Below are 12,135 nucleotides of genomic sequence, written 5' to 3' on the forward strand. Positions count from 1 at the left end.
GGATATTTCTGACAGGAGTGGAGCTGACTTGAAACAGAGTTTCGTGAAAACAACACTTAATGGCGTGGTTTTAGCCATTTAGTGTTGTAGGACGAGCTTTGAAACCTGGTTTGTGGGTTCAAAGTCGAGGTTGAAGACCCGGACTTTGGGGCTGAGACCGGTCCCAGGGAACGACGTTTCAAGTCAGCGTAACGGGTACGACGTGGTACTTGCCAGTGCAAAGGCAGGTCCACGCAGATATCTACTTTTGTGACTCATCGAACAGCCGCATCAGATTGTCGACAAAACTGTCATCGCGATCGATAGCAGGGTTCGTAAACCAGCCGACACTTTCGCTGACGACTTCACCGATGATTATGGCCCGGACACCACGGGAGATGGATAGCTGTTGTACGGGATCACTGACAAAGTCGCCAATGTACCGTTGCATCATTTCAGATAAATGACGTGTCTCATTGAAAGCGGACAGGTGGTCGGGCAGTCCAGACGTTCGCATCACCGCTAGTGATAGGTCCAAATTTTGGCGGCCATAGTTACGGATGGTGGTGGCCATTTTGATTAGCGCCTCTCGACCATTTAAATCGAAGCAGGCCGTTTGGACTTCATGATTCAGGGTGGCAAAAAAGTTCGTTGCCACACCAAGCAACAGGTCGTTATGGTTTTTGAAGTAGAAGTAAAGGGCCTGCGTTCGACAGTTAAGCGCCTTGGCGATGTTGCCAAACGTAGCGGCATCAGCACCGTCAGCTTTAATAAGATCTGTGGCTGTTTGAATGATTTTTTCAGCAGATAAATCGCGTTTTTGAACCATGAATTAATGACTCCTTCATAGAAAGTGGTTTGTTTATATTTACATTTTACAACATGTAAATTATACTTACAAAGTGTAAAATAAAAAAGAGATGTGAGTTTTGAATAATGAAATTACGATTTCCGTTTTCAGATAGGACAATTCCTGATCAGTATGGTGGCAATGCGATTGCTTCGGGAAAAATCGAAGGGGTGACCCCGCAATCATTTCCGTTTGAGATTCATGACATTAATAATGCTACCAAGGTGGTGGCGTGGAAGTTGATTGACTACGATACGGTGGCCATGTTTGGTTTTCCGTGGACACATTGGGTGGTTGCCGATGTGCCCGTTGAAGGGCAGTCCTTAATTGTGCCGGCAGATTTTAGTCGCCACACGAACGTGCCTCAGGGTGAAAACAGTTTGCACTCTGTCATTCAGGATTTACGGGCACCGTGGTGGAAGTTGCGCGCTCAACATATATGGCTGGAACAACACTACGCCGGTCCACGGCCAAAATCGGGAACGCATCACTATCAATTGACCGTTTATGGGTTCGCTCAACCGTTGGGATTACAACAAAGTTTTTCTTTGGCTGATCTGATGACGCATGTGAACGACGATGACATTACAGAAATGGCGTTTCAAAACTTGCTATACACCAAGGCTTCGACCGACAAACAGAGCGAGGCTGATGAGGTTGTTTAGAGAGAAGGATAAAGCATGTTGTGGATTGAGTTAATTATTACTGGTTTTATTATTGGCACCCTGGTGATTTCGATGGGTGGTGGTGGCGCGGCTATTTATTTAGGCGTATTAACTGGCATCTTTCACTTGCCGGCTGCTGTAGCGGCTGCAACTTCACTATTTACGGCTTTTCCGTCGTTGTGTGTCGGCGCCTACAGTCATTATCGCACGGGTAATGTAGAAGCCAAAGTTGGTAATCGAATGTTACTGGCAGCGTTGCCTGCGACTATCGTTGGTTCTTTGTTGTCACCGTTTATACCGACCAAAATCTATACCTGGGTGATCGCGATTATCTTGGTGTTGCTTGGCGTCCAGATTATTGCACGTCAGTATTTGCCACACCGGAATAAAACAGCAAACGGTGGTACCAAACGGATTCAAGCGATTGCGTTTGGTATCTTAAGTGGACTGATGGTGGGTGTTGCCGGGTTAAGTGGTGGCGGTCCAATCTTGGCTGGCCTATTGCTTATGGGATTGGATACCGTGCACGCCGCCGCAACCTCTTCATACGTGTTAGTCGGTACGACGCTGATCGGGCTGCTCTTTCACATGTCTAGTGGTCACGTGGATTGGTCCATTGGTTTCGGCCTCATGATTGGAGCAATCATTGGTGCAGCATTAGCTCCAATTATCATTAACCGGTTAAACAAACGGGTGTTAAACTTGGTTTTGCAGCCAATGATGGGCTTATTGCTAGTTATCATGGGCTTGAGGATGATTCTTTAATCCGTTTGTCTAAATAGCAGAAAAATAAATTGTAAAAAATTTAAATTGGCCGATAGCTTTGATGCTATCGGCTTTTTGCGTGTTTAAATTTGTGAGTGGGTCTTGCATCAAAAACGTGTAAGTTTTACAGTATGTGTGTTAGAAGAATTAGAATGATTCTAAAACATACGATGGAGGTTAACTATTTATGAGTAAAACAAAAATCGTTATTGTCGGTGCATCACACGGTGGTCACGAATCAGCAATTGAACTGTTGGATAAATATCGGGACGTGGATGTCACGATTTATGAAGCAGGTGATTTTGTCTCATTCATGTCATGTGGGATGGAATTATTCTTAGAGGACAAGGTAACTGCTCAAGAAGACGTCCGTAACTTTAAACCGGAAGATATCACCAGCAAGGGTGGCCACGTGTTCAATAATCACGAAGTTACAGCCATTAACGCAGATAAGAAAGAAGTCAGCGTGAAGGATGTTAAGTCTGGTCAGACTGAGCAAGTCGCTTATGACAAGCTGATTTTGAGCTCTGGTGTAACGCCAACGGTTTTGCCAGTTCCAGGTCACGATTTAGATGGCATCTACGCAATGCGTGGTTACGATTGGGCAAGCAAGATCAAGGCGGCCACTACGGATGATAGCATTAAGAACGTTACCGTCATCGGTGCTGGATACATCGGAATTGAAGCTGCCGAAGTCTTTACTGAGGCTGGCAAGCACGTCACATTAATGGACATGATTGACCGCCCATTAGGCAACTATCTCAACGAAAATTTGACTGACGTTGTCACTAAAGAGTTGACTAGCAAGGGTGTTGAATTGGCCTTGTCTCAGTCGATTAAGTCGTTTGAAGGGGACAAGTCTGTTACTGGTGTAAAGACCGCTGACAAGACTTATCCAGCTGATCTCGTTATTTGTGCGGCTGGCGTTAAACCAAATACGGCTTGGCTGTCAGGCACAGTTAACTTAACAGACCGTGGCTTTATCGATGTTAACCCTTACTTACAAACGAATTTGCCTGATGTCTATGCCATGGGGGATGCGATCCTGCCATTGTCTATCCCAGCCGGTAAGCCAATGCCCATTGCATTAGCAACCACCGCTCGTCGAGAAGCTCAGTACGTAGTTGATCACATCTTTGAAGATACACCCGCTGCCCCATTCAAAGGAGTCGTTGGCGCTTCTGCATTAAGTGTGTTTGATTATCACTTTGCCGCGGCTGGTTTGAACACCACTACTGCCGCTAAAGTTGATGTGCCAGTTGCAACCAGTGCTTATCAGGATACCTTACGGCCAGCCTATGTCCCGGAAAGTGCTGGTAATACGGATGTTTACACGAGTTTGACGTTTGATCCACTGACGCACCAAATCCTTGGTGGCGCCGTTCTGTCCAAGTACGACATCACTGCTCAAGGCAACGTGATTGCTTTAGCTGTTGCGCACAAACTGACATTGGAAGATTTAGCCACTGCTGACTTCTTCTTCCAGCCTGGTTTTGACCGTCAATGGAGTTTGTTGAACTTGGCGGCTCAACATGCATTGGGTTGGGCACGATTCTAAAAGCTGAAACATTATAAGATAAAACGAAGGCCACCGAGATGAAAATTCTCAGTGGCCTTTTGCTGTACATATGAAATATGCTTTACTGAATAAAGCTGAATTAAGGGTTAATTAATGATTGGTTAAGAGTTGGTTTACGAATACCTATCATAATGGTTTATGTAGAGGGGGAAGAAAAAATGACTGAAATAGCACTTCAATTGCAACATGTTTCTAAACGGTTTGGTAAACATCAAGCATTGGATGATGTTGATTTAACAATTAATCGAGGAGATATCTACGGTCTTATTGGTGAAAATGGTGCCGGTAAAACAACCATTATGCGGCTGATAACGGGATTATCACCACTTCAAAAGGGAACTATTACCTTATTGGGCCAAACATCTGGCCCGAAATATCGTGAAACACTTAATCGTGTGGGGACAATTATTGAAGCACCAGCGTTCTTTCCACATTTGACAGTGATGCAAAACCTGCGTTTGGTGGCCAAACAAAAAGGAATTGTTAATCCTGATGAAGTTGATGACACGATTGAATTGGTTGGGTTAAGCGAAAAGGAAAAATCTAAAGCACAAAAACTGTCGTTAGGACAGCGCCAACGTTTAGGACTCGGTATTGCATTACTGGGTAAGCCTGATCTTTTGATTCTCGACGAACCGATCAACGGACTTGATCCAGAAGGTATCATCGAGTTTAGACGACTGCTAAAGCAATTAAACCAAGCCAGTCAAATGACGATTTTAATTTCCAGCCATATTTTAACGGAATTATATCAAGTATCTACTAGGTTTGGCTTCATCCATCGAGGCCGTTTGATCAAAGAAATCGATAAGACCTCGATGGATGAAGCAAACCAATCCGGCTTGATGGTTCATGTCGATAACGTTGATACAACCTCACAAGTGTTAGATCGGCTAAGGGTAGGTAAGTTTACTGTTATCGATGATAAACATGTAATGATTTATAACTTGGTTGCTGACGCGGGATTAATCAATCGTGAATTGCTTACGGCGGGCGTTCGTGTGTCGGAAATTGAAAGGCGCGAGGGCTCCTTAGAAAGCTACTATACGCAATTAATTACTGACGCCAATAAACAGGAGGCTAACTAAGATGGGACGATTATTTAGAGCGGACACGTATAGATTAATGCGCACCAAAGGAATCTACTTGACGTTGTTAGCGATTATTTTGATGGGCATAAGCTCAGCCGTTAGCAAAAATGTTGGCGGTGTCGATGTTAATATGAATTTGATTGACACACTTCGTACTGGTAAATGGACTTTGATTCACGCAATGATGGCTGCCTCACTGTCTGTGAGTGTGGTGTTATTCCTACTGATTGTCGTGTTTGTGGTGACTGTTGGTTATGAATTTAGTCAAAAAACATACAAGAATACACTGACTTCAGGCGTCAGCCGACTCACCTTTGTTGTTGAAAAATTTGGGATTATGCTGCTGACAATTTTTATTATGATGCTGTCCTATTTTGTTACAGTGCTGATTGCTGGTTCAATTAAGGGTTATCCGGCTGGTGGATCGGCCGGGAAAGTGTTACAAACATTATTTACCAATACAGTGAGTGACGCAGTGGCAGTGGCAGTTGTTTTTGCCGTTGCAACGTTTGTTTTAGCGCTGTTTAAAAGCATTATTCTAGCGAGTGTGATGGTTCCAGCTTGGCCGATTGCGATTTCAATACTTGCGGCTGAGACAGGTTGGCACTGGTTGAAGTACGTTAACTTTTTCGTAACCGTCAATGATTTTGCTGGAGGTTTTTTGAAATGGTCACAGATGGCACCGTACATAAGCGTCGGAATTGGCATCATTATTGTGGCATGGCTATTAACAATCGTGACGCTTAATCATCAAGAACTGTGATTGCGGGGTTGAAGACGACTGTCACACTAAAGCGGTTCTTCGTATGGTCATGGGCAACGGTAAATGTGCCACCAAGTTGCTCTAAAATTGATTTAGTAATACTTAACCCAAGACCGGTGCCGGTCTTGGGATTTTTTGTGTTGAAACGTTTGATGTCTTCGATGTTGAAAGAGTCACTCGTATCATTAACGAATGTGAGAACAAGATGCCCGTTTTCGTCAGTTTGCGCACTGATTGAAGCGACAGAATTCGCATATTTAGCCATGTTGCTGATGAGATTTTGTAAGGCACGGTTGAATAATGCCTTGTCAGTTAACAAGATTAGGTCTGGTTGAATTGTGAGCTTTGGTTCCAGTTGACGTTGCGTGAACATGTCATAAAAAGAAAGGATATTCGTTTGTAACAAGTCGGAGATGTTCAAACGTTCGGGCTTCAAGCTGATTCTTTTCTCGTTTAACAGACTAAAATCCATTAGCGTTTTGAGATAATCGCTAACGGTAGCTAAACTTGTCGCAACTTTGGCTAACTTATTTGCGTCAAGAGATGTAACTTCCTGTTGCAATAATTGAGTGTAGCCAGAGGCCACAGCGAGTGGTGTTTTGATATCGTGTGATAGATTAGTCATAACAGCGCGGATTTCTTGTTCATTGAGTACTTGTTGACGGGTTAGTAAATTTGTTCGATCTAAATTCACGTTGATTTCGTTTGCTAGGTTGGCTAATGCACGCGAATTAACTGGCAGTGTCACGTTTGCATTCGTGTGATGATGATTGATATAAGTCAGACTGTGGGTCATATGCTGGATACCAAGTGTTTGTCTAATTAGTAAATAAATTAACAGTAGGCAGAGCAATGTCATAATAACGAAAATAATAAGCATTACTTTATCCTCCTTTAATTAGATAAACGAATCCCAATACCCCAAACAGTTTCAATATATTCAGGCAATTCAGCAAAATTAATCTTCTTACGCAAATTACTGAGGTGAACGGCCAAAGTGTTTTCGGCACCGATATAAGGTTCGTTCCAAATAGTCTCGTAAATGTCTGCTTTACTGAATACTTGATGGGGATGTGCAATTAACAATTTTAGAATCGCGAACTCTTTGCCAGACAGCGTGATGTTGTGATTTGCGCGTGTAACTTCATAGGTGTCAGTGTTTAAGCTAATGTCTGCAAACGTATGAATAACGGGGCTAACTTCCGGCTGTCGCAGTTGGACTTCGATACGAGCTCGGAGTTCGTCGAGGTCAAATGGCTTGGTTACATAATCGTTGGCCCCAGATTGCAGTAACTTAACGGTTCGCTCCTTGTCCTGAACAGCGGTGAGCACGATTATTGGCACTAGGCTAAATTGACGGATCGTTTTCAGCACGCTGTCACCGCTGAGGATGGGTAACATCAAATCGAGCAAAATTACATCCGGCCCGAAATTCCGTGCAGTATTAATGCCAGCGGCGCCGTCTCGGACGTACTGAACATCGTAATGTGGCTGAAGTGCGGTCATTAGCAGATCATCCAGACTTTGATTGTCTTCAATAATAAGGACCTTTTTCATGAACAAACACCTTTCGAAAAATGATTACCTTCATTTTACCTGATTCTAAAACGAAAAAAGGCTTGCCAGTGTAGGCAAACCCTTAATTAACCCTTAATTTTCCTGATTGTAACCTGATAATCTCCATTTGGTGCCTTAACCGTGACGGTGTCGCCAACCTTATGATTGATCATGGCGTGTCCTAACGGTGAATCAAACGAAATTTTGTTAGCGTCCAAATCTGCCTCAAACTTACCAACAATCTGGAAAGTGTCAGTATCGTTTTCGTCCTCGAATTGCACATCGACATGCTTGCCAACCTCGATCTGATCTGTCGTTTCTGGTGTGACGACCTCCGCGTATTGTAGCAACTTGTTAAGATAACGCAAACGGCTTTCTAGGTGACGCAAATCACGTTTGGCGGCGCTGTACTCGGCGTTCTCTGATAAGTCACCTAGAGCGCGGGCTTCCTGCAACTGTTTGATGCGGTTGGGACGGTCCAACTCCAAACGGGTGATTTCCTGTTCAATTTGGTGATAGCCAGCTGGCGTCATTGAATTCGCGGTTAACTGCATGCGAAAAACTTCCTTTGGTGTGATTATTCCCCACAATTATAAGCCAGTGGGCAGTTATCGTCATCCTGCATGCAGGTTTTCTCGCAACTGATCAATGTGCGCGTCGACTTCCACCTCGCCGCGGCGCATAGCCATTGATGCAGTATGGATGGTGCTACCAGGCCGACTTACTTTGTTGTAGACGAGTGTTGGATTAAATAGAAAACGCTGTGCACCGGCTTCGTAATCCGCAGTAAACAGCAAATCCTCAGCCAGTTTTAAATGGGTGTCAAAACGCAGCATCAAACGATTGATAACACTAACTCGGAATGCTTTATTCCAAGTGTAGCCACCAATTTGGGTACCGTGTTCTGTAGCTTCGGATAACATGTCGTCTTGACTAATTTCGTGCCATCCGGTGATACCGGAAACGGCTCCGCGAGCATAGCCACCCCAACGATAGCCGACAGTTACAAGGTCGACACCGGGTTGGCTCATACCATCCACGAAGGTTTGCAGATAGTTTGGTTCACATAGATCATCACCATCAATAAAGCAGATCACAGGTGCGCTCGCATGGTCAATGCCATAGTTGCGGGCGGCTGACACACCGCTGTGCTCTGGCAAATGCGCGGCAATAAACCGAGAATCATTTTGCGCCCATTTTTCGATAACACTATTTGAACCATCTGTTGAATGATCATCAACCATAATGACTTCGAAATCGCTTAATGTCTGGTGCGCTAAACTGGCCAAACAGGGATCCAGATAATTACCAAGATTATAAACAGTCACAACGGCAGTAATGGCTGGTTGTTTTTGTTCGCTCATGATTTAACCTCCCTCAAAGAAATATTCACTTGGTTTGATGATACTTGGAAACAAAGGAAAAGGGGGAGAATCATACTTGGCTTGCTTCTCAAAGGATTGTTATTTCATGAGTGGCATACTAAAATGGCATTATGTGAAATCGCTTACATATATACTTTGTTACTCAATTCAAATCCAACAAGGTATAGGTGCAGTTAATGATGAAGGACAGTATACGTGTTAAAACGACGCTAAGTCTGTATCTGAACTATCTGGTTCACGGGATGGCTATTGTTATCTTGGCTCAAAATATGACGGCCCTAGGTCATCAATGGAAAGTTCCAGATGCCGGTGTAGCCATGGTCATTTCTTCACTAGGCATCGGCAGACTGCTAGTGTTGTATATTTCTGGTTTTCTTTCTGACCGTATTGGACGTAAATTTTTTGTCCAGCTAGGCATTTTAACGTACATTCCCTTTTTTATTGGCATTATATTTAGTACCACAACAACCCAGGCTTATTTTTGGGGGATTTTGGCAGGAATGGCAAATTCATTTTTAGATTCCGGCACATATCCTGCCCTAATGGAATTTTTTCCTAAATCTCAAGCGACGGCCAACATTCTAATTAAGGCGTTTGCATCCATCGGCGAACTCATTTTACCGTTACTAGTTGCTGGGTTGGAACAAGATCAATTATGGTATGGATGGTCGTTTGTTATTTGTGCTGTAATTCTGATCATTAATTTTATTTATCTATCTTTCCGTGAGTTTCCACAAATGACGACAGGTGATGACAAATTACCACAGGTCAAGTATGCGGCCAGTAACGTTGAGTCAGCCCATCATTCTAAACCGAGTACTAAACGAACTATGTTGGGCGTCATTCTAACTTTGTTTGGCTACGTCTCCATGGCAACTTTCTATTTAATCAGCCAGTGGTTAACCAAATATGGTGAAGTGGTTAGTCATTTGGGAATGGTTCATGCACGGTTTTTAGTCAGCCTGTATAGTATTGGTTCAATAATTGGCGTGCTTCTCATGGCAGTTATTGTAGATCGTGTTGTTAGTTCATTATGGGTGATGATAGGTGATACTGTTGTTTCATTGGTTGTACTTGTGTTAATGGCATCCGTTCCGCAAGAATTGGTAATGAATGCTTGCTCTTTTATCATTGGAGTTTCTGCAGCAGGTGGTGTTATGCAAATTGGACTAACAGTAATGAGTGACATGTTTCCTGCCGCTAAGGGTACTGTAACGGGCATATATTATACTGCTAGCGGGCTTGCGTCATTCACGATTCCGTTGGTTACAGGAATCATTTCTAAAAGTAGTATTCATGGCATTATGTGGTTTGATGTCCTGATTGCTATAATTGGTGTGGCCTGCACGGTAAGTGTTGCAATATTCAGCCGACAGTTAAATATTGAATATAAAGTCCAATGAAAATGAATAAGAATTCAACTAATTAATCTTTATACAAAGTGACCGTGTTCTCAAAATTTGAGAGAGCGGTCATTTTAATTCGGATTTTGAACCAGAGAAAATACGTTTTAACACAAGTTTTGGTAATTAATCATTCATAGCCGTTTATGTCGGAAGCGCAGTATCGCATTAAAAATTCTTTAAAGCGGGTGACTGAAGGTGCCATGAATTGATTGATTTTTGTGACCAGATATAACTGGTGTGCTACATAATTATCAGTCAGATGGATTAACTTAACGTGTTCTTGTTTTAGTTGAGGCAAATTCGGTACGAGTGCGATGCCAAAACCATGTTCAACGAATGAAACGATAGTGTAATCTTCTTCGACTTCATATTTTATTTTGGGCTCAATTCCGGAATGTTCCAAAATTTTATCGAGTAGTGGTCGAAGCCCGCTGCTTTGAGAATAAGCGATTAGCGAATATTTAGCGATATCACTAACAAAGACATTCTTTTTATGTGTCAGAGGATGGTGAATAGGGACTGCCAAAACGATTTCCTGCTTTACTAATGGTGTAAAAAGGAATTCTTTATTGGCGTCAGTGTCACCGAGTTTTTGAATGCGAGATGCTAAAACGAGATCTAGTTTGTCCTGACGTAAATCTTGTAATAGCTGATAGGAATTGCCTTGAGTAAGTGAGAAAGAGATATGAGCATTGGTATCCGAATGTTGAAAGGCGTTAATCGCCGAGGGTACCAATCCTTGACCAAGTGTATATGTGAACCCTAAATCAATATGGCCCGTATTTGCATCCATAAGCTGTTGAATTAACGTTTCACCTTGAGACAATTTGGCAAGACCGGCGTCAACGTAGGCTAGATAAGTTTTCCCAAAACGCGTGAGCCTAATGTTTCGTCCTTCGTGTTCAAACAGCGGAACACCTAATTCCTTTTCCAATCCACTGATGGCGTAACTTAAAGATGGCTGTGAAATTCCAAGGTGCTCAGCAGCAATAGCCATATGCTGAGTTCTGGCAAGTTCTTGAAAGAAAAGCAAGTGACGTAAATTCATGGGATCACCTCTTAGATGAATGATAGAAGAATTCTATTAATCGAACAAGATAACATTATTTATTTGTATGTTTGTAACCGCTAACATAACTAGTGAATTGAGTAACAAAGAAACACAAATACTTGGGAACAAGAAAATAGGAGTGATTGAAATGACTGAACGTATTGATGGACACACAATTTTAATTGGCTTGATGGCTTATCCGATTCGTCACTCGATGTCGCCAACTATGCATAATAATGCTTTTGCAAAGTTAGGATTAAACTATGCATATTTGGCTTTTGAAGTCGACAACGACTCTCTACCGAGTGCCATTCAGTCGATTCGAACGTTGGATATGCGTGGTTCCAATATTTCAATGCCTAATAAGCAAAAGGTCATTCCATTGTTAGATAAATTGGATCCTGCCGCTGAGATGGTTGGTGCCGTTAACACAATTGTTAACGATCACGGAACATTAACTGGTTACACCACCGATGGTACAGGATTTATGCAATCATTGAAAGATGAAGGATTAGACATTCGTGGTCAGAAGATGACTTTGGCTGGCGCTGGGGGTGCAGGAACTGCTGTGGCAATTCAGGCTGCACTAGACGGTGTAAAAGAAATGTCGATTTTTAACATTCACGATGAATTCTGGGACAATGCTAAACGCAACGTGGACATTATTAATGAAAAGACTGATTGCAAAGCCACACTCCACTCTATTGAAGATAAAGATGACTTTAAGAAAGAAATTCAGGACGCAGCGATTTACTGTGATGCAACTGGTGTGGGGATGAAGCCTCTTGAAAATGAAACGTTGGTCACTGACCCAAACTGGTTCCGTAAAGATATGATTGTTTTTGATACTGTTTACGCACCGCGAACGACGAAATTGATGCAAGTAGCTGAACAAGCCGGTGTTGAGCATGTGTTTAACGGATTAGGAATGATGTTAGAACAAGGTGCAGAAGCCTTTAAACTATGGACGGGTGAAAGCATGCCCGTTGACTATATTCGCGACCTTCTCTTCAATGACGATAAAGTGGCTAGTAAATAGCAGGA

The 12,135-nt window shown here is 42.8% G+C and carries 13 protein-coding genes; 7 read left to right on the forward strand and 6 right to left on the reverse strand.

Features of this window, described 5'->3' with window-relative positions; translation table 11 throughout:
- Positions 1-241: 241 nt before the first annotated feature.
- Complete coding sequence (locus G400_RS15750; protein WP_017260662.1) at positions 242-808, reverse strand: TetR/AcrR family transcriptional regulator; 567 nt, start codon at positions 806-808, stop codon at positions 242-244.
- A 107-nt stretch (positions 809-915) separates the two neighbouring features.
- Here G400_RS15750 and G400_RS14865 point away from each other — a divergent pair, with 107 nt between their 5' ends.
- The 5 genes from G400_RS14865 (at position 916) to G400_RS15755 (ending at position 5,692) form a co-directional block, all read left to right on the forward strand.
- The gene (locus G400_RS14865) at positions 916-1,494 is read left to right on the forward strand and encodes a YbhB/YbcL family Raf kinase inhibitor-like protein (RefSeq protein ID WP_017260663.1); all 579 of its coding nucleotides are present in this window, start codon (positions 916-918) and stop codon (positions 1,492-1,494) included.
- 15 nt (positions 1,495-1,509) lie between these two features.
- Positions 1,510-2,259 (forward strand): sulfite exporter TauE/SafE family protein, encoded by a 750-nt coding sequence (locus G400_RS0108525; RefSeq protein WP_017260664.1) that lies wholly within the window; start codon positions 1,510-1,512, stop codon positions 2,257-2,259.
- Positions 2,260-2,446: 187 nt separating this feature from the next.
- Positions 2,447-3,817, forward strand: coding sequence for an FAD-dependent oxidoreductase (locus G400_RS0108530; RefSeq protein ID WP_017260665.1), 1,371 nt, complete (start codon positions 2,447-2,449; stop codon positions 3,815-3,817).
- A gap of 179 nt (positions 3,818-3,996) precedes the next feature.
- Positions 3,997-4,926 (forward strand): ABC transporter ATP-binding protein, encoded by a 930-nt coding sequence (locus tag G400_RS0108535; RefSeq protein WP_017260666.1) that lies wholly within the window; start codon positions 3,997-3,999, stop codon positions 4,924-4,926.
- Between the two features lies 1 nt (position 4,927).
- Positions 4,928-5,692, forward strand: coding sequence for an ABC transporter permease (locus G400_RS15755; RefSeq protein WP_017260667.1), 765 nt, complete (start codon positions 4,928-4,930; stop codon positions 5,690-5,692).
- Here the strand turns inward: G400_RS15755 and G400_RS0108545 are convergent.
- From G400_RS0108545 to G400_RS0108560, 4 genes are all read right to left on the reverse strand, one after another.
- Positions 5,673-6,572, reverse strand: coding sequence for a sensor histidine kinase (locus tag G400_RS0108545; protein WP_017260668.1), 900 nt, complete (start codon positions 6,570-6,572; stop codon positions 5,673-5,675). The genes G400_RS15755 and G400_RS0108545 overlap by 20 nt on opposite strands.
- A 14-nt stretch (positions 6,573-6,586) precedes the next feature.
- Positions 6,587-7,249 (reverse strand): response regulator transcription factor, encoded by a 663-nt coding sequence (locus G400_RS0108550; protein ID WP_017260669.1) that lies wholly within the window; start codon positions 7,247-7,249, stop codon positions 6,587-6,589.
- Between the two features lie 86 nt (positions 7,250-7,335).
- Entirely contained in the window at positions 7,336-7,803 is a 468-nt protein-coding gene (greA, locus tag G400_RS0108555; protein ID WP_017260670.1) for a transcription elongation factor GreA, read from the reverse strand.
- A 60-nt stretch (positions 7,804-7,863) separates the two neighbouring features.
- Positions 7,864-8,613, reverse strand: a complete 750-nt coding sequence (locus tag G400_RS0108560) for a glycosyltransferase family 2 protein (protein ID WP_017260671.1) — start codon at positions 8,611-8,613, stop codon at positions 7,864-7,866.
- A gap of 200 nt (positions 8,614-8,813) precedes the next feature.
- Between G400_RS0108560 and G400_RS0108565 the strand changes: the two genes are divergently transcribed.
- On the forward strand, positions 8,814-10,037 hold the full coding sequence (locus G400_RS0108565) for an MFS transporter (RefSeq protein WP_017260672.1): 1,224 nt from the start codon (positions 8,814-8,816) through the stop codon (positions 10,035-10,037).
- A gap of 130 nt (positions 10,038-10,167) precedes the next feature.
- Here the strand turns inward: G400_RS0108565 and G400_RS0108570 are convergent, their stop codons facing one another.
- The gene (locus G400_RS0108570) at positions 10,168-11,088 is read right to left on the reverse strand and encodes a LysR family transcriptional regulator (RefSeq protein ID WP_017260673.1); all 921 of its coding nucleotides are present in this window, start codon (positions 11,086-11,088) and stop codon (positions 10,168-10,170) included.
- 151 nt (positions 11,089-11,239) lie between these two features.
- Here G400_RS0108570 and G400_RS0108575 point away from each other — a divergent pair, with 151 nt between their 5' ends.
- Positions 11,240-12,130 (forward strand): shikimate dehydrogenase, encoded by an 891-nt coding sequence (locus G400_RS0108575; protein ID WP_017260674.1) that lies wholly within the window; start codon positions 11,240-11,242, stop codon positions 12,128-12,130.
- Positions 12,131-12,135: the final 5 nt, after the last annotated feature.

The sequence above is a fragment of the Furfurilactobacillus rossiae DSM 15814 genome (genome assembly GCF_000428925.1).
Classification (GTDB): domain Bacteria; phylum Bacillota; class Bacilli; order Lactobacillales; family Lactobacillaceae; genus Furfurilactobacillus; species Furfurilactobacillus rossiae.